Here is a 25076-nt window from a genome sequence, read left to right on the forward strand (position 1 = left end):
TCGTGGTGGGCATCAGACCGCCGTCCGTTCGGCGACTCGGCGCCATTCGTCGTCGAGCGCGGCGAGGAACTGGTCGCCGTTTTTGCTGTAGACAAAAGACTGGATGTAGTTGTGCAGCGGCACCGACGGCGGGAAGTAGGTGCCGGCGCCCTGGTAGTAGCGGGCTTTTCTGACCGATTCGTCCAGTCCGCTGATCTGCGGGTTGGTCACCGGCGGGGCGTCCTTGAGCGGCGAGAAGGCGGCGTTCTTTTCGTTGTACGTGTTCACCACTGACGGTTCCAGCAAGTAAGCGACGAAACGCCGGGCCGCAGCCATGTTGGGGGTGTTCCTGGTGATGGACAGTGCCATGTCCACGTTCACCCGTGCCTTGGTTTCCTCCGGGTTGTTCGTTACGGGCAGGGGGAATGTACCCACCCTGATGTCCTTGTTGGCGGAAACCAGCTGCGACAGGGCCCAGGGTCCTTGGAGGTACATGGCGGCCTGTCCTTTGGCGAAGGCAGCATTTCCGTCCGCGTAATTCTTGCCGCTGGCGCCATTCTGGGAATAGGAAACGAGCTGGAGCATCTGGCGCAGCGCGGGCCCGAAGTTGGTGGTGAAGGATTCGGCGGCTCCCGCGCTAATATCGGCACCCTTGCCATTGATCCTGGTGAAAAATTCCGCCGTGTCCAGCGAACCGCCGGAGACGTAGTCGAACATGCCCTGTGCCAGGGTCCAGGAGTCTTTGAACGTTCCGTAAATCGGCGTGATACCGGCCGCCTTGAAGGTTTCACAGGCTGCCACGAATTCGTCCCAGGTGGTGGGGACGGCTACGCCATTGGCGTCGAAGATGTCCCGGTTGTAGATGACGCCGGCCGCAGCCAAGGAGAACGGCAGGGCGCTGACCTCGTTGCCGTTGTACTGGCCCCAAGAGCTGATGAGCTCCTGCATCTCAGGATCAATGGTCGACGCTGCGGGGAGGTCGCTGAGGTCGGCGAAGATGCCCTTCTTCACGAAGTCGGCAGTTGCCTTCGCGAAGCCTCGGGTCACTACGTCCGGCGGATCGTTCCGGACCAGGCCGGGGACGAAGTTGCCCTCGTTGAAGTCCTGGATCACCCGGATATCAGGATTGAGCGCCTCGAAGTCCTTGATGACCTGGTCGAAGTAGTTCACCACCTCCGGCTTGTTCTGCATGAAGCGGAGTGTGGTGACACCGTTCTGCTGGCCTGCGTGGCCGGCACAGCCGGAGAGCGGAATGAGGGCTGCCGCCCCGGCCAGACCGGCTACCCGGAAGAGGGAGCGCCTGCTGGGCAGCGTTGCCGGAACAGCGGCTTTCACAGGGCGGAGCCTGACGTACGGGAGTGACGGGGCCGCGGCTTGGGCGGGGGTGGGCAATGCTTCGGGATGCGGTTCATGGTTGCTCCTTTGCAAAGGCTGGGTGAAGGGCTGGGATGCCAGTGGTCGGCGGCCGTCCGGCCCACATAGCCTGGAGAGTATTTATTTGGAATCTAAATTTAGTTCCTCAAGTATTATGTGGTGCAGAGCACAGAGAGGTCAACGCCCATGACTGAAATATCCGTGGCAACGCCCCAATTACTACGTCGAGTGAGTGCCGGAGCCGTCCTTGACTTCATGCGCGCCTCAGAAGCGGTGACTGTCACCGAGGTCTTGGAGGCCACCGGACTCACGCGGGCCACGGCCATTGCGGTATGCGAGGACCTCATGCAGCGGGGCTGGATACGCGAGCTGGAGAACCAGCGGGCATTCGGTGGCTACCAGAAGGGCAGGCCGGCGCGGCGGTTCGAGCTCAACGAACGCGCCGGCTACGTCCTGGGCATGGACGTGGGTGTCTCCAAGGCCACCGTGGTGGTGTCCGACCTTCGCGGAAAGGCCCTCGGCAGGTCCAGCCAACCCTTCGCGGAAGCAGACATCCCGGCCGAGGAACGCATCGCCGTCATTGACCGCACCGCCATGATGGCACTGCACAGCGTGGGCGCTTCGCCGGATTCCGTCCTGGCCGTCTGCGCCGGCATTGCGGCGCCAGTGGACCGTAACGGCGAGGTGCTGGTGACGCAGCACTTCTGGGGACTGTTCGACGTCGGCCTGAAGGCTGCGCTGCGGGACCGGCGGGGCTGGACCGTACTGCTGGAAAACGATGCGAACCTGGCCGCCCTGGGCGACCGCTGGCGCGGCGCCGCTGCCGGCGTGGACGACGTCGTGGTCATCCTCGCGAGTGAGCGCTTCGGCTCGGGAGTGATCGACGGCGGACGGCTGCTGCACGGCCGGGGCGGAGGCGCCGGCGAGCTCGCCTTCCTCGACATGGTGGAGGGTGTGGGAGATACCTACGGCATCGCCGCATTGGCAAGGACGTGGGCGGCTGACGCCCTTGCCGGCAAGGTCAAAACATCCCTCCGGGAGTTTGCCGCCGAAGGAGTCGAGGCGGAGCAGGTCTTCGCGGCTGCCGCCGACGGAGATGCCGTGGCGCGGGCGATCCTCGAACGGCTCGCCGACAGGATGGCCAGGATCATCGGGGCTGTGTCCACCATCATCAACCCGGAACTGGTGGTCATCGGCGGCGCCGTGGCCAAGTCTGCCGGCGTGCTGCTTGGGCCGATCGCCAGGCACCTGACCAAGTACACCGTCACTCCCCCGCGGGTGGCGGTCTCGCCCTTGGGAGATTCAATCGTGACCGTCGGCGCCGTACGATGCGCCCTCGACTACGTGGAAAAGAACACCCTGGACCTGGAGCTCGCGGTTCCGGACTAAGCTGCGTGCTCCAACGGCGCGAAGGGACACTTGAGGCCCCGGACCCGCATCGGTTCCAGGGCCTCAACTGTCCCTTCGCGCTGTGTTATTCCAGCGTCGCGGCCGGTCCCTCTCGGCTACGGCTGCGGCTCCAGGGCGGCGGCAATCGGGAGTGTGCCGTCACGGAATTCGATGGTCCTCCCCGCCGTTTCGGGCAGGTCAAGCACCGCGGCGGCCACACTGGCCGTGTTGCTGCGGGAGGTTGCCCGGCTGTCGTCCGTTCCGGGGTCCACTTCGATGAGCCCTGTCCCCGGCTGGTCCGTCAGCGTCCCCGGACCCAGGATGGTCCAGGCCAGTGCGGTGCCGCGCAGGTACTCATCCGCCGCCGCCTTGGCGTCCGCGTAGGCAAAGAAGCTGTTCTCCGCCGGGACGCCGTGGTCCGGCCCCGCGCCCAGGTAGGACACCATCACATAACGCCCGACGCCGGCCTCCGCCGCCGCGTCCATCGACCGGATGGCCGCGTCCCGGTCCACCGCATACGTGCGTTCCGGGCTTCCTCCCCCGGCCCCGGCAGACCAGACCACGGCGTCATGGCCCCTGAGGGCGTCGGCGATTGCCGCCGTCGTCGAATTCTCAACGTCCAGGACCGACGGCGTAGCGCCGGTAGCCGCGACATCCGCCGCATGGTCCGGGTTGCGGATGATGGATGTGACGCTGTGACCTTCGGTTGTAAGAAGCGTGGACAGGTGGAGGGCCACTTTGCCGTGGCCGCCGATGATAACGATGCTGGTCATGCCCCCATTCTGCCCCTTATGCCCGTGTGCGGTAGCGGAGGTAGACCACGCCGTTTCCAAAGGTGTGCTCTTCGAGGAGTTCCAGCCGCAGGCCCAGCCCGTCCGGCAGGAAGCGCAGGCCTCCTCCCACGGCTACCGGATTGAGGAACACGCGGCATTCGTCCACCAGCCCGGCGTTGAGCGCCGCAGCGGCCAAGGTGGGGCCGCTGATGCTGATGTGCGCGTCCGTGGCGTTCTTGAGGCCCCGGACGGCGTCGGGAACAAAGGTCCGCTCGATCCTGGTCTTAGCCGTGGATGCGGCGGTGAGAGTGGCGGAGTAGACAACCTTGTCTGCCCCTTGCCAGATCCGCGCGAAGTCCCGGATGTAGTCCGGCTGATCGGGGGTATCGAAGGTTTCCCACGCAGACATGACCTGGTACATGCGGCGGCCGAAAAGGTAGGTGCCCACATCGCGTTCGAGATCATTGACGAACGTATGGACTTCCTCGTCCGGCTCGCTCCAGCTGAAGTTGCCGTTGCGGTCCGCGACGTAGCCGTCCAGGGACACGATGCCTGAGTAGATGAGCCGGCCCATCCGCCCATTGTGCCGCCGTCGGCAGCGGATGGGTAGGCTGTAGCGGCCGCGGGGTGCCTGCCCTGCGGTGAGGGGTGAGGTTTCAGCGCTTCGGGCGGCCGTTAGCGTCGAAACCTCACCCCTCATTTGATGGTGAACTGTTGCGCCATGGTCCAGAGGTTGGTGGTGGTCCAGTAGATCAGGACGCCGATCGGGAAGAGGACGCCGCCCACACCGAAGACGACCGGCAGAATGTACATGATCACCTTCTGCTGGCGCGCGAGGGGATTATCTGCGGCTTCGTCAGGCACGGTCCGGGCCACGATGCGTCGTTGCGTGATGAACTGCGCGGCCGTCATGGCCAGGATCATCAGGCTGGTCAGTACTGCGACCGCCGCGGGGTCGCCACCACTGCCTGCAGCACGGACGCTGACAGCGGGGCGCCGAAAATACTTGATTCGTCGAACTGCACAGCCTGTTCGTGGGTCATCGCTCCGATGCCGTGGGCTTCCCTGGCTGCGGCTGGAATGCCGGAGAGTACCTGGAAGAGCGCGAAGAAGAACGGCACCTGGATGAGCATCGGCAGGCAGGCGGACAGAGGGTTGGTCCCGTGTTCCTTGTAGAGGGCCATCTGTTCCTGCGCCATGGCCTGCCGAGACAGCTGATCGCTCTTGCCCTTGTACTTTTCCTGCAGCCTCTTCAGGTCCGGCTGCAGGAGCCGCATCCGGCGCTGGGCGCTGACCTGCCGCAGGAACACCGGAATCAGGGCGGCACGGATGATCAGCACGAGGCCGATTATGGACACAGTCCACGTCCAGCCGCTTGCCGCAGGCATGCGCATGGTGCTCAGGACGTCATGGATTCCGACCATGATGGCGGACACAATCCAGTTGAACGGACCCATGATTGCTCCGAAGAAGTCCACTGATATCCCCATCGCCACGTGCAGCAAAGCTACGGCGAAAAGGAGCTCTTGTCACGGCTTCGCACCGCCGCAAACACACCGTCGTGCGGGGAAACAGAAAAACCCCCGGAATCTCGGGGATTCCGGGGGCTTAGCCTGTAGCGGTGGGGAGGCTCGATCTCCCGACCTCACGATTATGAGTCGTGCGCTCTAACCAACTGAGCTACACCGCCACGAATGAGAAAAACCTGCACCAAGCCGGTCAAAAACCGCCTTGACACAGGCCCTCATCCAGAGCCCCCCACCGGAATCGATCCGGTGACCTCGTTCTTACCAAGAACGCGCTCTACCACTGAGCTAGGGGGGCAACGAGTAAATACTCTACCGGAAGATTTGGCCACCAACAAATCGGCTCCAGAACGACGCCCGCGGCGCCAAAAGTGCCGGAAATCCGGGCTTTCGGCGCCCTCCGGACGGCCCATAAATCGGCCCGGGGAGGGATCCCGGCGGGGATGTGACCAAGCCAACTTAAGCAGCAACCTTAAAGCAGAACGGGCCGGCAAGAAGCCGGCCCGTTCCCAGTTCACTTTAGGAAGCAGTGGTTACCACTTGTTGCGGGGCTTGAAGCCGCCTTCGGTGCGCGGCTTGCGTGCCGCGTCGGTGCCCACGCTGCGCTCGTTGCGGTCGCTGAAGGAGCGGCCGCCGCGGTCAGCGGAGCTACGCTCGCCGTCGGTCTTGCGGAATTCCTTCTTGAACCCGCCGTTGCCCTTGAAGTTGCCGCCACGGTCCCCGCCACCGGCGCCACCGCCGGAGTAACCGCCACGGTCCCCGCCACCGGCGCCACCGCCGGAGTAACCGCCGCGGTCGCCGCCGCCACGGTTGCCCTGGTAGCCGCCACGCTCGCCGCCACGGCTACCCTGGTAGCCGCCACGCTCGCCGTCACCGGAGGGCTTGCGGCCGTTGTCCAGCTCGAGGTGGATCAGCTCGCCGCCGATCCGGGTGCGGGACAGTGCCTTCAGCTGGTCGGCGCTAAGGTCCGCCGGGAGCTCCACGAGGGAGTGGTCCGCACGGATGTCGATGCCGCCGATGTTGGCCGAGGAGATGCCGCCTTCGTTGGCAATGGCGCCAACGATGGAACCCGGCATGACGCGCTGGCGGCGTCCGACGGCGATCCGGTAGGTGGCATTGCCCTCAGTGAGGGTACGGGTGGGGCCACGTGAGCCGAAGCCGTCCTTGGAGCGCTCGCGCTTCTGGAAATCGGGAGCTGCGGCCAGTTCCTTGACGAGCAGAGGCTGACCGCCCTGGGCCATCACGGCCAGCGCAGCAGCGATCTCCGAGGCCGGCACGTTGTGCTCTTCCTCGTAGGAGGAGATGAGGTCGCGGAACGCGGCAACGTCCTCGGACTCGAGGGTCTCCGTGATGCGCTCGGCGAACTTGCCCAGGCGCAGCGTGTTGACGGTCTCGGCCGTGGGCAGGTGCATCTGCTCCACCGGCTGACGGGTTGCCTTCTCGATGGAACGCAGCAGGTACTTCTCGCGCGGCGTCATGAACAGGATGGCGTCGCCGGAACGGCCTGCACGGCCGGTGCGGCCGATGCGGTGGACGTAGGACTCGGTGTCGTGCGGGATGTCGTAGTTGACCACGTGGCTGATGCGCTCAACGTCAAGGCCACGGGCCGCAACGTCTGTGGCCACCAGGATATCGATGCGGCCTTCCTTCAGCGCCTCGACAGTGCGTTCGCGCTGCTGCTGCGGGATGTCGCCGTTGATGGCTGCAGCCTGGAAGCCGCGGGCCTTCAGCTTGTCAGCCAGGTCCTCTGTGGCCATCTTGGTGCGCACGAAGGCGATGACGCCGTCGAACTCTTCAACCTCGAGGATGCGGGTCAGGGCGTCAAGCTTGTGCGGGCCCATAACCTGCAGGTACCGCTGGCGGGTGTTGGCGCCGGTGGTGGTCTTGGACTTGACCGAAATCTCGGCCGGGTTGTTCAGGTATTGCTTGGACATGCGGCGGATCTGGCTCGGCATGGTGGCCGAGAACAGTGCCACCTGGCGGTCCGACGGGGTCTGCTGGAAGATCTGCTCCACGTCTTCGGCGAAGCCCATGCGCAGCATTTCGTCGGCCTCGTCCAGCACCAGGTACTGGAGCTCGGACAGGTCCAGGGAACCCTTGGAGATGTGGTCGATCACACGGCCGGGAGTACCAACAACAACCTGGGCACCGCGGCGCAGGCCAGCGAGCTGGGGGCCGTAGGCGGAGCCGCCGTAGACGGGGAGGACGGTGAAGTCATCGATGTGCTTGGCGTACGAGGTGAAGGCCTCGGCAACCTGGAGCGCCAGCTCGCGGGTCGGGGCCAGAACCAGGGCCTGGGTCTTGCGGGACGGGCCGTTGAGGTCGTGGAGCTCGGCCAGGCGGGACAATGCCGGTACTGCGAATGCTGCAGTCTTACCGGTGCCGGTCTGGGCGAGGCCCACGACGTCGCGGCCTTCAAGCAGCAGCGGGATGGTTGCTGCCTGGATGGGGGAAGGCTTTTCGTAGCCGACGTCCATCAGGGCGGCGAGGACGCGGCCGTCGATGCCGAGATCGGCGAACTTGACGCCCTCGTCTTCGGTTTCCTCAGCCTTGGCGGGTGCTTCTTCGGTCTTAGCTTCCTCAGCCTTAGCTACGGGAGCTTCTTCAAACTTGGCAGCAGGCGCCTCGGTCTGAGCGGCAGGCGCTTCTTCGACCTTGGCAGGGGCTTCTTCAGCGCGAGCAACGGGCGCTTCAGCTTCGGTGGCGGCGGGCTCTGCTGCGGGGGCAACGGCCTCGGTGAACTCGACAGCGACGGTTTCGGCAGTTACTGCTTCGGCGGTGATAGCTGTCTCGTCGTTGGTCTGATTTTCAGGCATAGGGAAATTTCCTCATCCATAGGGGGCCAGGCGGCACAACCCGAGGTGAGCGGAGCCGCAGTACATGTGCCGTGGCGGCCGGGCATACATTGACCGGCCGGTCACTTAGAAGTCCGGCGCTTTCGCAATCCCGTGGCAGGACTTCCCGCTGCATCTCTTGGCTGCTATCCCAGCAGTCTGTACAGCGTTTTCTTTAGCCGGCTCTCCCTATGAAAATGCCCGCATCACAATAGCGGGCCCCAACACTTGCCAGTCCTGCCTCAAAAATTGGGCAGGAATAAGGGATTTCCGGAGTGGGGGATGTTTCAAGTGTAAGGTACAGATGCGCTTTGCGGCTAATTGAACGTACGACGACGGCGGTGAGCTTGCGCACATGGCCGTCGAGTTCCATGCGGCTAAGGCCGTGACGCTACCGTCCCAGCCGCCGCAGCAGCGCCTCAAAGGCGTCGTGGTACTCGGACTGGAGGCGGATCTCACCGTCGGCGTCGGCATCCCGCAAGGCTTCCATGGACTCAAGGTCAGGTTCGCTGAACCACTTTCCGATGGTGATGCCGTGGGTCGGCACGAAAAGCCGGTGGATGTGGTCGCCTGCCTGGACGGTGCCGGTGCGGATCACGCGCAGGTAGGTACCAATCCGGCCCGCTTCCGTGAAGCGCTTGACCCATTGCGGCTCCCCCATCCGACGCTGGAAGGCGGCGCACGGGACGCGCGGCGAAGTGACTTCAACTTCGACGTCGAGCCCGATCTTCCAGCGTTCGCCGATCACTGCCCCGGTGGTCTCGATGCCGGACACGCGGAGGTTCTCGCCGAAGATCCCGGGCGGGACGTCGCGCTGAAGCTCCTTCGCCCAGTAGTCGGCATCATCCTGGGAGTAGGCGTAGATGGCCTGGTCCTCCCCACCATGGTGGACCCGGCTCGCCTGGACGTCACCGTGGAGGCCGAGTTTGTGGACCTTAACGGGACCTTCCACCGGCCGCTTGTCGATGGCGGTAACTCCCACGCTGCCTTCATCGGGAAGGAGCTGGTGGACACGGCAGACGGCTAGCACTGATGCAGTTTCCATGGCTCCAGTGTAGGGTTCCCGGCGTTCCAGCCACCGTTGGAACCGGAGATGGGCAGTTCTCTCCCGTTTCGTGCTCGCAGCCGGACCGGGCAGAGACTACGCTGATTTCAGGATTGAGCTTCCGGCGCACAGTTGCGCCCACATTCAGCATGGACTACCAAGGGGGACGTCATGGACCCGGAAAAGGACCAAGGCAACGGTCCGGACAAAGACCCGGCCAAAGACCAGGGCACCGGTCAAGGCAAGGACCAGGGGGCGCCGAAGCCGCCGTGGCAGGTGCCCAAGCCGGAACTGCGCCCCGAACTCCTGAACCAACCCCTTCCCACGGTTGATCCCTTCGCCCGGGACCGCGAGCGCCAGACCCATGATGCGGCCGCGCGCAAGAAACGTTCCCAGCGGCGGACCGTTGTGGTGGGGTTGGGAGTCACGGCCCTCCTCGCCGGCACCATCACCGCCGTCGTGGCCAGCAACCAGGATGAGGCCGACTACGCCCAGGTCTGTTTCAACGACAAAACCGGCGAGCGCGTGGAGGACACGCAGTGCAACAGCTCCGCCGGACGCAGCGGTGCGCTCTTCGCGTGGTACTTCTACTCCCGCGGCGCCAGCGTTCCCGGGGTGGGCCAGAACCGGTCCTCGTATCCGAGCTACACCAGCACCATCCCCAGCGGCGCCAAGGCATCCACCGGGTACAGCACCAAGGGCGGAACGGTCAGCAGGGGCGGCTTTGGCAGCAGCTCCAAGGGCGGAAGCACGGGGGGCTAGGCGTGAAGCGGTTGTTGTTGGAGCCCAGGCCCGGCTGGAAGCAGAAGATCGAAGAGCAGGGCCTGGTCTTCTCCACCACCACCATGCCCGACGGCCGGAAGATTGAATACTGGAACGAAGCCGCCTACTACGAATTCACCATGGACGAGGTGGAGACGCTGGAGGTCACGGCCGAGGACATGCACAAGATGTGCCTGGAGGCCGCCAAGTTCCTCGCCACGGGCGCCATGGGGAACATCGGCATCGGCCCGCAGGCACTGGAGCTCGCGGCTGAGTCGTTGCAGGCCGCGGACATGGATGTCTACGGGCGCTTCGACTTTATCTATGACGGCCAGGGCGGACCGGCCAAGATGCTGGAGTACAACGCCGACACCCCCACCGGCCTGATCGAGGCCGCCGTCGCGCAATGGTTCTGGCTGCAGGACGTGTTCCCGGAAAAGGACCAGTGGAACGGCATCCACGAGGCCCTGATCCGGCAGTGGAAGAAAATGCAGTACCGCACCGGCATGAGCACGCTCCACATCGCCCATTCCGAGGCTGAGGAGTCCGGCGAGGACTGGATGACGGCCGCGTACATGCGGGACGTGGCCAGCCAGGCGGGCTGGACCACTATCGGCATCAACATGTCCGATATCGGCTGGGATCCCAACCTGAACCGCTTTGTGGACCTGGACAACTTCATGATCAGCACCATGTTCAAGCTGTATCCCTGGGAGCTGATGATGAAGGAGCCGTTCGGGCACCGGCTGCTGCAGCGCGCACATAATCCCCGCTGGGTGGAGCCTGCGTGGAAAATGCTGCTCTCTAACAAGGCCTTGCTGGCTGCTCTGTGGCACCTGTACCCGGACCACCCCAACCTGCTGCCGGCCTACCTCAACGAGCCCGGGCCCCTGAAGGAATGGGTGGCCAAGCCGCTGCATGGGCGCGAAGGCGACAACATCAAGATCCATGCGCCGGGCATCAGCCTGGAGCAGCCGGGCGGGTACGGCCGTGAGGGCTGGTGCTACCAGCAGTTCCATGCGCTGCCCGACTTCGACGGCAACCACCCCGTCCTTGGCCTCTGGGTGGTGGACGGCGAGTCCGTGGGCTGCGGGATCCGCGAATCGGACGGCCCCATCACCGACTACTTCTGCCGTTTTGTGCCCAACACCATCGACGCCCCGGCGCCGCTTTCAGCGCAGGCCCACTCCAGCAAAGCAGGTATCGCACTATGAGCACCCTGATATTCCAGAGCCCGGTGACCGTATGAGTGCGGAGACGACGACGGCGGGCGGCGCTCCCGGCGGACCGTCCGGCGGTGCCGTCCCCGACAAGGGGCTCCGGGCGGGGATCCTGGACCTCGGCGACTCGGTCATGCTGGGCCTCGCATCCACGGCGCCCGTGTATTCGCTGGCCGCCACGCTGGGCCTGATCGTGGCCGTCAACGGAAACTACACTCCCCTGATCCTGATCCTCGGGTTCATCCCCGTCCTGTTCATCGCGTACGCCTTCCGGGAGCTGAACAGCGCCATGCCGGACTGCGGCACCACGTTCACCTGGTCCCGCCGGGCGTTCGGTCCCTGGGCGGGTTGGCTGGGCGGCTGGGGTGTTGCCCTGGCCGGCATCGTGGTCCTGGCCAATCTCGCGCAGGTGGCAGGCCAGTACCTGTGGCTGCTGATCGGCGACGGTTCACTGGCCGAAAACAAGGTGGTGGTCACGGCCACCGGTGTGCTGTTCATCGTGTTTATGACCCTGGTGAACTACCGGGGCATCCGGGTGGGCGAGCATGTCCAGCGGGTCCTGACGTACGTTCAGTATGTGTCGCTGGGCATCTTCGCGCTGGCCATCATTGTGCGGATCGCGGGCGGGGCCCCGGAGGGCCAGGCGTTCGATTTCGAGTGGTTCAACCCGGCCGGTGCCTTCGCCGACCCCTTCGCCGTGGTGCACGGTTCGCTGCTTGCCCTGTTCATCTATTGGGGCTGGGATACCTGCCTGGCGGTGAACGAGGAAACGGAAAACCCGTCCACCACGCCTGGGCGCGGCGCCGTCATTTCGGCCTTTGTCCTGGTGGCCGTCTATGTCTCGGTGGCCTTGCTGGTGATGATGTACGCCACGGTTGGCACCGAGGGCATTGGCCTGGGCAACGAAGCGAACCAGTCCGACGTCTTCCTGGCGATGAAGGACGTGGTCCTGGGTCCGTGGGGCTGGCTGATTGTGGTGGCCGTGCTGGCCTCGGTCCTGTCGTCCACGCAGACCACCATCCTGCCCACGGCCCGCGGAACACTGTCGATGGGCGTGCACGGTGCGCTGCCGCAGAAGTTCGGCGAAGTCCATACCCGCAACCAGACCCCCGGATTCTCCACCCAGGTCATGGGCGCAGCGGCCGTGGTGTACTACGTGGCCATGAGCTTCCTCAGCGAAAACCTGCTCTCCGATTCCATCAGCGCCATCAGCCTGTTTATCGCGTTCTACTATGCGCTGACGGGCTTCGCGTGCTTCTGGTATTTCCGGGGGACCTTCCGGGAATCGGCCCGCAACCTCTGGTTCCGCGGCATCCTTCCGCTGCTCGGGGCACTGATCCTCACGGCGGCGTTCTTCATTTCCGCCGTCCAGATGTGGGATCCGGCCTACGGTGACACCCAGATCTTCGGCGTCGGCGGGGCGTTCGTCAGCGGCGTGGTGCTCCTGGCCCTGGGCGTCGTCCTGGCCGTTGTCTGCCGGTTCCTGCCGTCAACGCGGGAATACTTCATCGGGAAGCCGACGGCGGCGGCTGCCACACCGACGTCGGCCTAAGATACACAGATGAGCGACGCTGGAGTCACCGCCGAACTGCCCCTTACACCGGACCCGTCCGACGTCCTGGCCCTTAATGCGCTGCTGAGCGCTGACGAGCGGGCACTCCAGCAGCGGATCCGCGACTTCACGGACCAGCGGATCAAGCCAAACATTGCCCGCTGGTATGACGACGCCGTTTTTCCGCTGGAACTGGCTCCCGAACTCGGCGAGCTGGGCGTCCTGGGGATGCACCTGGAAGGCTATGGCTGCCCCGGCCGCTCCGCCGTCGAATACGGCCTGGCCGCGATGGAACTCGAGGCCGGCGATTCCGGGATCCGGACCTTTGTCTCTGTGCAGGGGTCCCTGGCCATGACGGCCATCCACAAATGGGGTTCGGAGGACCAGAAGCAGGAGTGGCTCCCCCGGATGGCTGCCGGCGAAGTGATCGGCTGCTTCGCCCTGACTGAGCCCACGGCAGGCTCCGACCCGTCCTCCATGACCACTTTCGCCCGCCGGGACGGCACCGGGGACAACGCCGGCTGGGTCCTGGACGGTGCCAAACGCTGGATCGGACTGGCCTCCGTGGCCGGGGTGATGGTGGTGTGGGCCCAAACCGACGACGGCGTCCGCGGCTTCCTGGTGCCGGCCGGTATGGCGGGCGTGACCGCAACGCCCATCACCCAGAAGCTCTCCATGCGCGCTTCCATCCAGTGCGATGTGGTGTTCGACGGCGTCCGGCTGGGACCGGAGGCCATGCTGCCGGCTGCGATGGGCCTGCGCGGGCCGTTTGCGTGCCTGAACGAGGCCCGCTACGGGATCATCTGGGGTGCCATGGGCGCCGCGCGTGATTCCTACGAAGCCGCCCTGGCCTATTCCCAGGACCGGTTGCAGTTCGGCAAGCCGCTGGCCGGGTACCAGCTGACGCAGGAGAAGCTGGTGAACATGCTGCTGGAGATCCAGAAGGGCACCATGCTGGCCTTCTATCTGGGGCGCCTCAAGGACGAAAGGAAGCTGCGGCCCGAGCAGATCTCGCTGGGCAAGCTGAACAACGTGCGCGAGGCCATCAGGATCGCCCGGGACGCCCGTTCCATCCTCGGCGGCAACGGCATCACGCTGGACTATTCGCCGCTCCGGCACGCTGCCAACCTGGAGTCAGTCCGCACCTACGAGGGCACCGACGAGGTCCACATGCTCGTCCTTGGTCAGCACATCACGGGCCTCGGCGCGTTCCGGTAAACCCACCCGCCCCTCCCCAACTAGGTAGCAGTAACTGTCGTTTTGAGGGCTCATAACGACAGTTACTGCTACCTAGTTGGGACTACGTGTGGTTATTCAGGCAGGATGACCAGCTCCAGGTAGCCTCGCAGGCACCCCGCCATGTCGACATTCGCGGGCGCCAACAGCCACTGCGTTTGGATCCCGTCCCACAGCGCAATCAATGATGCCGCCGCGGCTTCGGGTTCTACACCGGGGCGCAGCCGCCCTTCCTCGGCGAGTTGCGTAAACCGACGGGCGTAGCTCCGCCGCAGCCGTTCGAAACGTTCCGTGAAGAATTCGCGACCCGGATGGCCGTCCGTGACGGATTCCGCACACAGCACGGTGTACAACTCGATGACACCCGGGATCTCTTCGTTGAAGCGCGCCTGGCGGATCACGGCGTCAACAAGCGTTTCCTCCGGATCCGGAGGTGTGGCGCCGTCTCCGGTATTCGAGTCGCGCCAGTTGAGCACGGCAAGCAGCAAGTCGCTTTTCGACGGGAAGTAGTGCAGGAGGCTCGTCTGGCTCATTCCGACGTGGTCGGCAACGTCCTGCAGGGAGCCTGCCCGGTACCCGTGGGCCGCAAACACAGCGTGCGCGGCAACAAGGATCGCGTGCCGGCGTTCCGTCGACTTCGCATATGGTCCCCGCCGGGACGGCCGGCTCGCCTCGTTTGTGGTCATGGCAAGCCAGTGTACAGGCGGATGTAGCAGGCAGAATCAAAACTCGAGTAACTACTCGAATTTTGTGTTAGCCTGTCTCCTACCCGCTTCCATACGTGCCGCAGCTCACACTCGCTGGCACATGAACCGACACAATGAGGTGCAGGCAACATGGCCCGATTCACCCGGAGACGCGGCGGCGTATTGCTGTCGATCATCCCGCTCAGCATTGCCATGGTTATCCTGCAGCGCTTCTGGCGCGGCGGGCTTACAGAAGGAGCAGTCAAGTAATGTCCCAGTCCACAGCATCCGGGCGCACCGCCGATGTTTCCTACATCATCGACCGCGGACCGGGTTCGGGCAGGCGGACAGCCGCCCGATCCTGGCTGCACACCACAGCTCCCGCCCAGTCACTCAACGGCAACTGGCGCTTCCGGCTCCTGCCCGGCGCACCGGGAACCCCCGGGGGCCGCGGCGTCCTGCCCGCAGGCGAGGCCCTCGAGGGCGTGGCCGAGGAGACCTTCGATGACTCGTCATGGGAGGAGATCGCCGTCCCGGCCCACTGGGTACTGGAAGGCGACGGGCGCTATGGGCGGCCAATCTACACGAATGTGCGTTTTCCCTTCCCCACCGATGCACCCAACGTCCCCGATGAGAATCCCACCGGCGACTACCGGCGCACCTTCGAACTGCCGGAGGCATGGACCGAAGCCGTACGGATCCTGCTGCGGTTCGACGGCGTCGAGTCGCGGTACAAGGTGTGGGTCAACGGGGTGCCGATCGGCGTCGGCGTCGGGAGCCGGCTGGCCCAGGAGTTCGACGTCACGGATGCTGTGCGTCCTGGATCGAACGTGCTGGCCGTGCGCGTGCACCAGTGGTCGGCGTCGAGCTACGTCGAAGACCAGGACCAGTGGTGGCTGCCGGGCATCTTCCGCGACGTAACGCTCCAGGCGCGGCCGGCGGGCGGCATCGACGACGCCTGGCTGCGCACCTCGTTCAGCGGCTCCGGTAATTCCGGCGCCGGCACCATTGACCCTGAAATCACGGCAACCGGTGACGCTTTTCCGGTGACGCTCTCCGTGCCGGAGCTGGGCGTGGACGTCACGTGGAACTCTGCGGCGGACGTTGCCCCGGTCCTGATCGACGCCGTCGAACCGTGGTCTGCCGAGATTCCGCGGCTGTATGACGCAACGGTGAGCAGCGCTGCCGAAACGCTCTCCCTCAGCCTGGGCTTCCGCACGGTGGAAATCGTGGGGGACCGCTTTCTGGTGAACGGCCGGCGGGTGGTGTTCCACGGCATGAACCGTCACGAGACCCATCCCGACCGGGGCCGCGTCTTCGACGAAGAATCTGCCCGCGCCGATCTGGCCCTTATGAAGCAGTTCAACGTCAATGCGATCCGGACCAGCCACTATCCCCCGCATCCGCGGCTGCTGGATCTGGCCGATGAAATGGGGTTCTGGGTGGTGCTTGAGTGCGACCTCGAAACGCACGGATTCCATGCCCAGCGATGGGCCGGCAATCCCAGCGACGATCCCGCCTGGCGCGAAGCCTTCGTGGACCGCATCGAGCGCACCATCGAGCGCGACAAGAACCACCCCTCCATCGTTATGTGGTCGCTCGGTAACGAGGCCGGCACGGGCGCCAACCTCGCCGCAATGGCCGCGTGGGCCCATGCCCGCGACACCGGACGTCCCGTCCACTATGAGGGCGATTACAGCGGCGCCTACACGGACGTCTATTCGCGGATGTACTCCTCCGTCCCCGAGACCGAGGCGATCGGACGCGACGACTCCGGCTCCCTGCTGCTCGGCTGTTCCGCCGCCGAGTCGGCACGGCAACGGACCAAGCCCTTCATCCTGTGCGAGTACGTTCATGCGATGGGCAACGGCCCCGGCGCCATCGACCAGTATGAGGACCTCGTTGACCGCTACCCGCGGCTGCACGGTGGTTTCGTCTGGGAGTGGCGGGACCACGGCATCCGCACACGCACGGAAGACGGAACCGAATTCTTCGCCTATGGCGGCGATTTCAACGAGGTCATCCACGACGGCAACTTCGTGATGGACGGAATGGTCCTCTCCGATTCGACGCCGAGCCCGGGACTGTTCGAATACAAGCAGATCGTGGCGCCGATCCGTTTGGGCTTCGGCACCGAGGTGCCCCATGGAACACCGTCCGACGGCGGTGCGCGGCGGTTCATCACAGTCGCCAATCTGCGGCACTCGGCGGACGCCTCCGACGTCGTGCTCCAGTGGCGGACCGAAGTGGACGGCATCCGCAGTGACTCGGGCGAACTGGCAATCGCCGGCGCGTCGGGCAAGGCTCTTGCGGCTGGCGACTCGGCGCAGCTGGAGCTGCCGGCGTTTGCTGTCTCAGGTAGAGGTGAGAACTGGCTCACCGTTGAAGCCGTGCTCCGCAAGGACACTGACTGGGCTCCGGCCGGGCATGTGATTTCAGCCGCCCAGCTGGATCTCTCGGAGCCTGCGGCACGAGTTCAGGCTCCGCGCCCGCTGGCTTCAGTCGGCCGGACCGGCTCCTTGGCGGCGAGTTCGGATGCCGAATCCTCGGGAACCGGAACAGTAACCCTCGGACCCGCGGTCTTCGAGGAGGGCCGGCTTGTGTCGCTGGGCGGACTGCCGGTGGCCGGTCCCCGCCTGGAGCTCTGGCGCGCACCGACGGATAACGACGGCGGAGCGGGCCGCGGCAGTTACGATCTCGCCGACCCCTGGCTGAACAACGGAAACGGCGTGCCGGCCCCGACGTCGGCCGCGGTCTGGCGCAAAGCGGGCCTGGACCGCTTGACGGCCCGGGTGGAAAAGATCTCGGCGAACGATTCAGGCGTGGCGGTCCGGACACGGTATGCGGCGGCCGACAGCGCCGACTCCGTGACGGTCGAAGAGCAGTGGCAGCTCGCGGATGGGGAGCTGTGGCTTCGCCTGGACATCGTCCCCAGCGCTGGCTGGAACATGATCTGGCCACGCATCGGGGTCAGGTTCGATTTGCCCGGCTCCGTGGATGGCGCGTCCTGGTTCGGTGCCGGGCCCCGCGAATCGTATCCGGACAGCATGCACGCGGCCCTGATCGGGCGGTATTCGGCAGCAATCGACGACCTCACGGTGACGTACGCCAAGCCCCAGGAGAGCGGGCACCGCAGTGCCGTGCGTTCACTCGACCTGAACAATGAGGGGGCGCCCTGGCTGAGGATCGAGACGGTGGCCGATGGCCGCGGGCGCCGGCCCGGTTTCACCCTGGCCCGTCACACCGCACAGGAGGTCAGCGCAGCGGCCCATCCCCACGAGTTGCCTCCGAGCGAGCACAGCTACCTCTATCTGGACGCCGCCCAGCATGGGTTGGGTTCACGGGCCTGCGGCCCGGACGTCTGGCCGGACTTCGCCCTTCGTCCGGAGGCCCGCACGGTGATGCTGCGCATCGGGACGGCCGGGTAGCCGCCGAGATGGCATTTCGCGGCAATGTCAGGCGCCGCGACTGCCGTGAAGTGCCATCTCGACGCGTCCGGCCCCGGTTACGCAGCTCCGACCGGGACGGGTTCCTTGGCGCCTGCGTCCTTGCGGATGGTCGCGCTGATCACGGCGGCGATGGTGCACATGGCGGCCGCGCCGAACCAGGCGTAGGTGTACTGGCCGGTGGCGTCCCGGATGGCACCGGCGCCGAGGGCAGCAGCGGCCGCGCCCAGCTGGTGGGCCGCGAACACCCAGCCGAACACCACGCTGCCGTCCGTGCCGAACGTTTTCCGGCAGATTGCCGCCGTGGGCGGTACCGTCGCCACCCAGTCCAGGCCGTAGATCACCACAAAAACGATCATGCTCGGCTGGACGGTGGCGCTCAGGACCAGCGGCAGCACTAGCAGGCCGATCCCCCGGAACTGGTAATAGACGGCCAGCAGGATTTTGGGGTTGTAGCGGTCGGTCAGCCAGCCGGAGGCGATGGTGCCCAGGATGTCGAAGATCCCGACGACGGCGAGAAGCCCGGCCGCTGTGGTTTCGGGCATGCCGTGGTCGTGGGCGGAGGGGATGAAGTGGGTGCCGATCAGCCCGTTGGTGGTGGCCCCGCAGATCGCAAACCCGGCCACCAGCGCCCAGAATGTCCGCACTTTGCTGGCGCGCTTGAGAACCTGGAGGGCGCGCACCGCGGCGTTGCTGCTGCGCCCGCTTTCCACGGGGTCCGCTGCCGCAGCCGGGGACTCAGCCGTTCCCTCCTCAGGTGCCGTTTCACCGTAAGGCAAGGCGCCGACGTCGGCCGGTGAGTTTTTGAGGAACTTCAGCACCAGCGGCACCACCGCCAGCGCGCCGGCGGCGATCAGCAGCGAGGCCTGCCGCCAACCCGGATCCTGGGCCAGCATGGCGATGAACGGCAGGAAGACCAGCTGGCCCGCGGCGCTGCCGGCGGTCAGGATGCCGATCACCAGGCCCCGGCTCTTGGAGAACCAGGTGTTGGCGATGGTGGCGGCGAAGACGAGCGCCATGGAGCCGGTGCCGAGCCCGATCAGCAGTCCCCAGGTCAGGAGGATCTGCCAGGACTGGGTGACCAGGACCGTGAGCGCGCTGCCGGCGCCGATCATCACCAGGGCGGTGGCGGTGACGGCCCGGATCCCGAACCGTTCCATCAGGGCCGCGGCGAAGGGGGCGGTCAGCCCAAACAGCACCAGGTTGATGCTGACGGCTGCGGACAGCACGGTGATGGACCAGCCGAACTCCTGCTGCAGCGGCACCATGAGGACACCCGGGGCGGCCCGGAATCCGGCCGCTCCCACGAGGGCCAGGAAGGCGACGGCCGCGACGATCCATGCGGGGTGCAGTCGGCGGCGCGTGGTTTCGGTGGCACTCATGCGGCCGTGGCCAGCTGCACGGGCGCGTCCGTCCGGGTGAGGCTGTGCCAGCTGGTGTTGGCGGCCGTGAGCCGTTCCCCGCAGCCGGTGCAGGTGTCCGCGGAGCTGGTCCGCTGGCCGCAGCCGGAATGGATGACGTACATATGGGCCTGGTCAGACGGCGCCGGGAGGTGCTTTTCCGCCCACATGACCACGGCGTTCAGGACCGGGAGGGCGTCCTCACCCTTAGGAGTCAGGACGTACTCCTGGCGGGGGCGGCCGCCGTCGTCGTACGCCTTCTTCTCAAGCAGCCCCGACTCCACGAGACCCGCCAGGCGCCTGGTGAGCACCGAATCCGCGACGGCGAGCCGGGTCTTCATGGCGTCGAAGCGCCCGTTGCCGAAAAAGACCTCGCGGAGCACCAGCATGCTCCAGGGGTCACCCAAAATGTCGAGACCTCGTGCCATGCTGCAGTCGCGCTGGGACCAGTCGGAGCGGAGAACCATAAAGGCACCCTAGCTAACTTTCTTGAAGAAAGCCAGGGTGCCTTTGGCTGGCGAGCGCGGTGCTACTTGAGGCGCGCTGCTACTTGAGGAAGGTGAAGGCGCGCTCGAGGTCGGCGATGAGGTCTTCCACGTCCTCGATGCCGCAGGACAGCCGGATCAGGTTGACGGGAACTGCCAGTTCCGTGCCCTTGACCGATGCGTGGGTCATCTCGGACGGGTAGTTCATCAGCGATTCGATGCCGCCCAGGGATTCCGCCAGCGTGAACACCGACGTGTTTTCCGCGACCGTGCGGGCCGCCGCCTCGCCGCCCTTGAACTGGACGGACACCATGCCGCCGAACTTCTTCATCTGCTTCTTCGCCAGCTCGTGGCCGGGGTGGGAGGGCAGGCCCGGGTACAGGACGGCCTCCACCTCGGGGCGCTCGAGCAACCATTCGGCCACAGCCTGGCCGTTGTCGCTGTGCCGGTCCATGCGCACGCCGAGAGTCTTCAGGCCGCGGGTGGTGAGGAACGCGTCCATCGGGCCGGACACTGCACCCACCGCGAACTGCACAAAGCCGATCTTCTCCGCGAGCTCCGCGTCGTTGACCACGATGGCGCCGCCCACCACGTCGGAGTGCCCGCCGATGTACTTCGTCGTGGAGTGAACCACGACGTCAGCACCCAGGGCGAGCGGGGTCTGCAGGTAGGGCGACGCGAAGGTGTTGTCCACCACGAGGAGGGCCCCGGCGTCGTGCGCTACCGCGGCGAGTGCCTCGATATCCGTGATCTTCATCAGCGGGTTGGAGGGGGTCTCCACCCAGACGAAGCGGGTCTTGTTCGCGGCCACGGCTTTGCGCACCGCGTCCAGGTCAGCCATGTCCACGGGGGTGTTGCCGATCCCCCAGTCGCCAAGCACGCTGTTGATGAGCCGGTAGGTGCCGCCGTAGGCGTCGTTGCCGAGCACAATATGGTCGCCCGGCCGGGTCAGCGCCCGGATCAGGGAGTCCTCCGCCGCAAGGCCGGAGCTGAAGGAGTACGCGTGGCTTCCGCCTTCGAGCGCCGCGAGCTGCTCCTGCAGGGCGTCGCGCGTGGGGTTGGTGCCACGGCCGTATTCGTAACCGTCGCGGAGCCCGCCGATGCCGTCCTGGGCGTATGTGGAGCTGAAGTGCACCGGCGGAACCACGGCGCCGGTCCGGGGCTCGAAGGCCTGGCCGGCATGGACGGCGCGCGTGTTGAAACCCTGGTTTTCTGCAGACATTGAAAGTCCTTTCATGCGGTGATCAAGCCTGCCGAGATCCTGGTTTCGACAGGCTCAACCACCGGAGGATTAGTTGCTGAGGTAGGCGAGGAGGTCGTGGCGGGTGAGGATTCCCACGGGGGCGCCGACGAACGTCACCATCACGGTGTCCACGTCGGAGAGCAGCTCGCGGGCTGCGGAGATGGTTTCCAGCGAGCCGATGACCGGCAGGCGGGGCCCCATGTGCTCGGAGATCTTGTCCGTCAGCTTGGCCTCGCCGCGGAACAGCTTGGAGGTCAGGGTGCGTTCGTCCACGGCGCCGAGGACCTCGCCCATCACCACCGGCGGTTCCTGCGAGAGGACCGGGATGTGGCTGACGCCGAACTCGTTCATGATGTTGATGACGTCGCGGACGGTCTCGTTGGGGTGGATGTGGACCAGGTCCGGCAGCTCGCCGGTCTTGGACTTGATGACCTCGCCCACTGAGGCTTCTTCGCCGCCGGAGAGGAAGCCGTAGGAACGCATCCACTGGTCGTTGAAGATCTTGGCGAGGTAGCCGCGGCCGGAGTCCGGGAGGATGACCACCACTACTGCGCTTTCCGGGAGGTCGCGGGCGGTCTGCAGCGCAGCCACCACCGCCATGCCGGACGAGCCGCCCACCAGCAGCCCTTCCTCGCGGGCCAGCCGCCGGGTCATGGCGAAGGAATCGGCGTCGGAGACGGCAATGACATCGTCCGGGACGGATTTGTCGTAGTTGGCCGGCCACATGTCCTCGCCCACGCCCTCGACGAAATACGGGCGCCCGGTACCGCCGGAGTAGACCGAACCTTCGGGGTCCGCCCCGATGATCCTGACCCGGCCGCCGTCGGCCTCCGCACGGTCCGCCGAGATCTCCTTGAGGAAGCGGCCGGTGCCGGTGATGGTGCCGCCGGTGCCAGCGCCGATCACGCAGTGCGTCACCGTGCCGTCCGTGTCCTGCCAGATCTCCGGTCCGGTGGTCTCGTAGTGGCTGCCGGGGGCGGCCGGGTTGGAGAACTGGTCAGGCTTGTAGGCGCCCGGAATTTCCGTGACCAGGCGGTCCGAGACGCTGTAGTAGCTCTGCGGGCTGTCCGGGGCAACGGAGGTGGGCGTGACCACCACCTCGGCGCCATAAGCCTGAAGCACGGCGCGCTTGTCCTCGCCCACCTTGTCCGGCACCACGAAGATGCACTTGTAGCCCTTTTGCTGGGCCACGAGCGCCAGACCCACGCCGGTGTTGCCCGACGTCGGCTCAACGATGGTCCCGCCGGGCAGGAGCTTGCCGGTCCGTTCGGCCTCGTCGATCATTTTCACCGCGATGCGGTCCTTGATGGAACCGCCGGGATTGATGTATTCCAGCTTGACCAGGACTGTGGCTTTGAGGCCTTCCGTCACGTGGTTGAGCTTGATGAGCGGCGTGTTTCCGATGAGGTCCAGGACGGACTGCGCGTACTTCATAGGTACAAAGTTACCGCCTGCCGCCGCAGGTCCTGCCCGGGGCTCAGCTCCCTGCCGAGGAATCTGTGTGCCAGAGGCCCAGGGTGTTGCCCTCGGTGTCCTTGAAGTAGGCGTAATAGCCCATGCCGGGAACGGCGTCCTTTGCCTGGGCGACAGTACCTCCAGCGGATTCGACCTGCGCCAGCGCGGCGTCCACGTCCTCCACGTCGATGGTGATGATGGGGGTCTTGAGGTTGTCCGTGCGGGGGAACAGGGCCCCGTTGATGGCCCCTGGCGCGCTTGGCATGCCTGTCTGCTCGTCCGACGGCGTGGTGATGGCGATGGTGTAGTCCATCTCCTGCATGGGAGTCAGGGTCCAGCCAAACGCACTTTGGTAAAAAGTGTTGGCGCGTTCCTTGTCGTCGGAGGGGATCTCGAAATGCACAACTCCAGCCACAGCATGCTCCTTTGAATGCGAGGGGAAGGCGCGGACTCCCCGCGCCACACGCTGGAGTCTAGTCCTGGCATCTTCGGTCTGTAAGGGGCTCCGGAAGCTACCTTGTCAGCCCACCGTGGGACCATGAATACATGACCATCCTTGACGCCCCCGCCCGGCTTGCCGCCGCCGCGGATGCGTCCCTGCGCTGGCATCCGGACGGCCCGTACAGCCTGCACCAGACGCTGGGCATTCTCCTGCGGGGTACCGGAGATCCGTCGTTTTCGTTCGGGCCGGACGGGTTATGGACGGCGTTTACGACGCCGGACGGCCCGGTCACGCTGCGCCTCACCGCTGCCGCGGATAGGGCTGTTGACGCCGCTGTTGACGCGCAGGCCTGGGGTCCCGGTTCCGCCGCCGGACTCGCCGGCGTGCCCCGGCTCCTGGGCGCTGAGGACGACTGGTCGGCGTTTGACGAACCGGACTTCCATGCCACGCTCCCCCGGATGGTCCGTGACGCCCGACGACGGAACCTGGCTGTCCGGCTGCCCTCCACCGGGCGGGTGGTTGATTGCCTCGTGCCCACCATCCTCGAGCAGAAGGTCACCGTCATTGAGGCCCGCCGCGGCTACCGGTACCTGATGTACCGGTTCGGCTCGCCGGCTCCGGCGGCCGGAAGCGCGGCGCCGGAGGGGCTCCGCCTCCAGCCCACGCCTGAGCAGTGGCTGCGCATCCCCTCGTGGGAATGGCACCAGGCCGGCGTAGGACCCCAGCGTTCGGCGTCCGTTATGCGGGCGCTGCGATCCGCCGTCGCGCTTGAACGGCTGGCCGCCTTGCCAGCGGCGGAGGCGGCAGCAAAACTGCAGGTGATTCCCGGTATCGGGGTGTGGACCGCGGCCGAAGTGGTGCAGCGGACCCACGGCTGCCCGGACTCCATCGCGGTGGGCGACTACCACCTCGCCGCCTATGTGGGCGCCGCCCTCACCGGCCGCCGGACGGACGATGCCGGCATGCTGGCCTTGCTTGAGCCGTGGACCGGGCACCGGCAGCGGGTGGTCCGGATGATCGGCCTGAGCGGCTTCCGCAAACCGACGTTCGGGCCGCGGATGACCATCCAGGACCACCGCCGGCACTGACGGTTCCGCCGTGGACTCGGGCCGCGGATGGGTATAGCGTGGCGCCATGGAGCCCGCACCAGAGCCCCGGAATTCCGCATTCTCTGGAGTCACCCATGATCCACACTGACAAACTGACCAAAACCTTCGTCGTCAAAAAGGAGACGGTAGAAGCCGTCAGGGGAGTCGACATCGATGTTGCCCCGGGCGAGCTTGTGGCGTTCCTTGGCCCGAACGGTGCGGGCAAATCCACCACCCTGCGAATGCTCACCACCCTGCTCCGGCCCACTTCCGGCACGGCGACTGTCGCGGGCGTGGACGTCGTAGCGGATCCGGCCGGCGTACGCGCCCGGATCGGCTACATTGGCCAGGGCAACGGCGGCGGCCACAGCTTCCGGGTCATCGACGAACTGATCATGCAGGGCCGCTTCTACGGCATGAACTCCACGGATGCCGCTGCCCGGGCACACGAGCTCCTGACGTCCATGGACCTGGCCGACCTCGCCAAACGCACCGTCATCAAACTGTCGGTCGGGCAGCGGCGGCGGATGGACGTGGCGCTGGGGCTGATGCACTCCCCGCGGCTGCTGTTCCTGGATGAACCGTCCACCGGCATGGACCCGCAGAACCGGGCCAACCTGTGGGACCACATCATGCGGTTGCGCGCCGAGCACGGCACCACCATCGTCCTGACCACGCATTACATGGACGAGGCCGATTTGATGTCCGAGCGCGTGATTGTGATTGACCACGGGCAGATCATCGCCGATGATACAGCCGCCCGGCTGAAGGCCAACCTGGCCGGTGACCTGCTCGCCGTCGAGGTCGCGGCGGAGTCCGCCGCGGGCGTGCGCGGGCTGCTGGGGCGTGCCGCCGCGGGCGTGCGCGGGCTGCTGGGGCGTGCCGCCGCGGGCGTGCGCGGGCTGCTGGGGCGTGCCGCCGCGGGCGGTGAGGTCAACGAAAACTCGAACGACGGTGTGGTTCGCTTCCGCCTCCGGCTCACCGAAGGCGCCCGTCGGGCACCGGTGCTGCTGCAACAAATGAACGACGCCGGCGCTCCCGCCCAGTCCCTGGAGCTGCAACCGCCAACCCTGGACGACGTGTTCCTGGAGCTGACCGGCCGCAACCTGCGGGAAGGAGCAGACCGCTGATGGCGGTGCAA

Annotated in this window: 19 protein-coding genes, 2 tRNA genes and 2 pseudogenes; 9 read left to right on the forward strand and 14 right to left on the reverse strand. The window is 66.0% G+C overall.

What is annotated here, in order from left to right:
- Window positions 1-12: 12 nt before the first annotated feature.
- Window positions 13-1314: an ABC transporter substrate-binding protein gene (locus tag ACX80X_RS10155; protein WP_252613889.1), complete on the reverse strand. Its 1302-nt coding sequence runs from the start codon at window positions 1312-1314 to the stop codon at window positions 13-15.
- A gap of 225 nt (window positions 1315-1539) precedes the next feature.
- On the opposite strand from ACX80X_RS10155, the gene ACX80X_RS10160 reads away from it, so the two are divergent.
- Window positions 1540-2742, forward strand: a complete 1203-nt coding sequence (locus ACX80X_RS10160; protein WP_252598461.1) for an ROK family transcriptional regulator — start codon at window positions 1540-1542, stop codon at window positions 2740-2742.
- 116 nt (window positions 2743-2858) lie between these two features.
- Here ACX80X_RS10160 and ACX80X_RS10165 read toward each other — a convergent pair whose 3' ends face one another.
- From ACX80X_RS10165 to ACX80X_RS10195, 7 genes and pseudogenes are all read right to left on the reverse strand, one after another.
- Window positions 2859-3515, reverse strand: a complete 657-nt coding sequence (locus tag ACX80X_RS10165; protein WP_252598462.1) for an SDR family oxidoreductase — start codon at window positions 3513-3515, stop codon at window positions 2859-2861.
- A 16-nt stretch (window positions 3516-3531) separates the two neighbouring features.
- Complete coding sequence (locus tag ACX80X_RS10170) at window positions 3532-4089, reverse strand: dihydrofolate reductase family protein (protein ID WP_252598463.1); 558 nt, start codon at window positions 4087-4089, stop codon at window positions 3532-3534.
- A 128-nt stretch (window positions 4090-4217) separates the two neighbouring features.
- Window positions 4218-4993, reverse strand: a pseudogene (gene yidC / locus ACX80X_RS10175) (membrane protein insertase YidC); the annotation flags it as partial.
- A 138-nt stretch (window positions 4994-5131) separates the two neighbouring features.
- Window positions 5132-5205, reverse strand: a tRNA-Met gene (locus ACX80X_RS10180).
- A gap of 62 nt (window positions 5206-5267) precedes the next feature.
- Window positions 5268-5339, reverse strand: a tRNA-Thr gene (locus ACX80X_RS10185).
- A 235-nt stretch (window positions 5340-5574) separates the two neighbouring features.
- Complete coding sequence (locus tag ACX80X_RS10190; protein WP_252613887.1) at window positions 5575-7857, reverse strand: DEAD/DEAH box helicase; 2283 nt, start codon at window positions 7855-7857, stop codon at window positions 5575-5577.
- A 409-nt stretch (window positions 7858-8266) separates the two neighbouring features.
- Window positions 8267-8920 carry an MOSC domain-containing protein gene (locus ACX80X_RS10195; protein WP_252613886.1) on the reverse strand — a complete coding sequence of 218 codons (654 nt, stop codon included), beginning with the start codon at window positions 8918-8920 and terminating at the stop codon, window positions 8267-8269.
- Window positions 8921-9091: 171 nt separating this feature from the next.
- Here ACX80X_RS10195 and ACX80X_RS10200 point away from each other — a divergent pair, with 171 nt between their 5' ends.
- Genes ACX80X_RS10200 through ACX80X_RS10215 form a run of 4 tightly spaced genes read left to right on the forward strand, consistent with a single transcriptional unit; the run spans window position 9092 to window position 13672 of the window.
- Window positions 9092-9682: a Tat pathway signal protein gene (locus ACX80X_RS10200; RefSeq protein WP_252613884.1), complete on the forward strand. Its 591-nt coding sequence runs from the start codon at window positions 9092-9094 to the stop codon at window positions 9680-9682.
- A gap of 2 nt (window positions 9683-9684) precedes the next feature.
- Window positions 9685-10896 (forward strand): glutathionylspermidine synthase family protein, encoded by a 1212-nt coding sequence (locus tag ACX80X_RS10205; protein ID WP_252613882.1) that lies wholly within the window; start codon window positions 9685-9687, stop codon window positions 10894-10896.
- 31 nt (window positions 10897-10927) lie between these two features.
- Window positions 10928-12454 carry an APC family permease gene (locus ACX80X_RS10210; protein ID WP_252613881.1) on the forward strand — a complete coding sequence of 509 codons (1527 nt, stop codon included), beginning with the start codon at window positions 10928-10930 and terminating at the stop codon, window positions 12452-12454.
- Between the two features lie 9 nt (window positions 12455-12463).
- Entirely contained in the window at window positions 12464-13672 is a 1209-nt protein-coding gene (locus ACX80X_RS10215) for an acyl-CoA dehydrogenase family protein (protein ID WP_252613880.1), read from the forward strand.
- A 92-nt stretch (window positions 13673-13764) separates the two neighbouring features.
- On the opposite strand, the gene ACX80X_RS10220 is transcribed toward ACX80X_RS10215, so the two are convergent.
- Window positions 13765-14376 carry a TetR/AcrR family transcriptional regulator gene (locus ACX80X_RS10220; RefSeq protein WP_252608487.1) on the reverse strand — a complete coding sequence of 204 codons (612 nt, stop codon included), beginning with the start codon at window positions 14374-14376 and terminating at the stop codon, window positions 13765-13767.
- A 174-nt stretch (window positions 14377-14550) separates the two neighbouring features.
- On the opposite strand from ACX80X_RS10220, the pseudogene ACX80X_RS10225 reads away from it, so the two are divergent.
- Together ACX80X_RS10225 and ACX80X_RS10230 are read left to right on the forward strand one after the other, a co-directional pair.
- Window positions 14551-14646 (forward strand): annotated as a pseudogene (locus ACX80X_RS10225) (carbohydrate ABC transporter permease); the annotation flags it as partial.
- The gene (locus ACX80X_RS10230) at window positions 14646-17804 is read left to right on the forward strand and encodes a glycoside hydrolase family 2 TIM barrel-domain containing protein (RefSeq protein ID WP_252608485.1); all 3159 of its coding nucleotides are present in this window, start codon (window positions 14646-14648) and stop codon (window positions 17802-17804) included. The pseudogene ACX80X_RS10225 and the gene ACX80X_RS10230, both read left to right, overlap by 1 nt.
- A gap of 77 nt (window positions 17805-17881) precedes the next feature.
- Here ACX80X_RS10230 and ACX80X_RS10235 read toward each other — a convergent pair whose 3' ends face one another.
- The 5 genes from ACX80X_RS10235 to ACX80X_RS10255 form a co-directional block, all read right to left on the reverse strand.
- Entirely contained in the window at window positions 17882-19204 is a 1323-nt protein-coding gene (locus ACX80X_RS10235; protein ID WP_252608482.1) for an MFS transporter, read from the reverse strand.
- Complete coding sequence (locus ACX80X_RS10240) at window positions 19201-19689, reverse strand: winged helix-turn-helix transcriptional regulator (protein ID WP_252608480.1); 489 nt, start codon at window positions 19687-19689, stop codon at window positions 19201-19203. The genes ACX80X_RS10235 and ACX80X_RS10240 overlap by 4 nt, the downstream gene beginning before the upstream one ends.
- Before the next feature lie 79 nt (window positions 19690-19768).
- Complete coding sequence (locus ACX80X_RS10245) at window positions 19769-20929, reverse strand: cystathionine gamma-synthase (RefSeq protein ID WP_252613878.1); 1161 nt, start codon at window positions 20927-20929, stop codon at window positions 19769-19771.
- Between the two features lie 69 nt (window positions 20930-20998).
- The gene (locus tag ACX80X_RS10250; RefSeq protein WP_252613874.1) at window positions 20999-22384 is read right to left on the reverse strand and encodes a cystathionine beta-synthase; all 1386 of its coding nucleotides are present in this window, start codon (window positions 22382-22384) and stop codon (window positions 20999-21001) included.
- A 43-nt stretch (window positions 22385-22427) separates the two neighbouring features.
- Window positions 22428-22820, reverse strand: coding sequence for a VOC family protein (locus ACX80X_RS10255; protein WP_141141279.1), 393 nt, complete (start codon window positions 22818-22820; stop codon window positions 22428-22430).
- Between the two features lie 131 nt (window positions 22821-22951).
- Between ACX80X_RS10255 and ACX80X_RS10260 the strand changes: the two genes are divergently transcribed.
- Window positions 22952-23935 (forward strand): DNA-3-methyladenine glycosylase family protein, encoded by a 984-nt coding sequence (locus ACX80X_RS10260; protein ID WP_252598477.1) that lies wholly within the window; start codon window positions 22952-22954, stop codon window positions 23933-23935.
- Between the two features lie 95 nt (window positions 23936-24030).
- Complete coding sequence (locus ACX80X_RS10265) at window positions 24031-25065, forward strand: ABC transporter ATP-binding protein (RefSeq protein WP_252613872.1); 1035 nt, start codon at window positions 24031-24033, stop codon at window positions 25063-25065.
- Window positions 25066-25076: the final 11 nt, after the last annotated feature.

It is taken from the genome of Pseudarthrobacter sp. MDT3-1, from assembly GCF_054510755.1.

Bases quoted from the DNA above. Each gene is read 5' to 3' on its own strand.
- ACX80X_RS10160 (WP_252598461.1), top strand. From the start codon at position 1,540: ATGACTGAAATATCCGTGGCAACGCCCCAATTACTACGTCGAGTGAGT.
- ACX80X_RS10165 (WP_252598462.1), bottom strand. From the start codon at position 3,515: ATGACCAGCATCGTTATCATCGGCGGCCACGGCAAAGTGGCCCTCCAC.
- ACX80X_RS10170 (WP_252598463.1), bottom strand. From the start codon at position 4,089: ATGGGCCGGCTCATCTACTCAGGCATCGTGTCCCTGGACGGCTACGTC.
- ACX80X_RS10190 (WP_252613887.1), bottom strand. From the start codon at position 7,857: ATGCCTGAAAATCAGACCAACGACGAGACAGCTATCACCGCCGAAGCA.
- ACX80X_RS10195 (WP_252613886.1), bottom strand. From the start codon at position 8,920: ATGGAAACTGCATCAGTGCTAGCCGTCTGCCGTGTCCACCAGCTCCTT.
- ACX80X_RS10200 (WP_252613884.1), top strand. From the start codon at position 9,092: ATGGACCCGGAAAAGGACCAAGGCAACGGTCCGGACAAAGACCCGGCC.
- ACX80X_RS10210 (WP_252613881.1), top strand. From the start codon at position 10,928: ATGAGTGCGGAGACGACGACGGCGGGCGGCGCTCCCGGCGGACCGTCC.
- ACX80X_RS10215 (WP_252613880.1), top strand. From the start codon at position 12,464: ATGAGCGACGCTGGAGTCACCGCCGAACTGCCCCTTACACCGGACCCG.
- ACX80X_RS10220 (WP_252608487.1), bottom strand. From the start codon at position 14,376: ATGACCACAAACGAGGCGAGCCGGCCGTCCCGGCGGGGACCATATGCG.
- ACX80X_RS10230 (WP_252608485.1), top strand. From the start codon at position 14,646: ATGTCCCAGTCCACAGCATCCGGGCGCACCGCCGATGTTTCCTACATC.
- ACX80X_RS10235 (WP_252608482.1), bottom strand. From the start codon at position 19,204: ATGAGTGCCACCGAAACCACGCGCCGCCGACTGCACCCCGCATGGATC.
- ACX80X_RS10240 (WP_252608480.1), bottom strand. From the start codon at position 19,689: ATGGTTCTCCGCTCCGACTGGTCCCAGCGCGACTGCAGCATGGCACGA.
- ACX80X_RS10245 (WP_252613878.1), bottom strand. From the start codon at position 20,929: ATGTCTGCAGAAAACCAGGGTTTCAACACGCGCGCCGTCCATGCCGGC.
- ACX80X_RS10250 (WP_252613874.1), bottom strand. From the start codon at position 22,384: ATGAAGTACGCGCAGTCCGTCCTGGACCTCATCGGAAACACGCCGCTC.
- ACX80X_RS10260 (WP_252598477.1), top strand. From the start codon at position 22,952: ATGACCATCCTTGACGCCCCCGCCCGGCTTGCCGCCGCCGCGGATGCG.
- ACX80X_RS10265 (WP_252613872.1), top strand. From the start codon at position 24,031: ATGATCCACACTGACAAACTGACCAAAACCTTCGTCGTCAAAAAGGAG.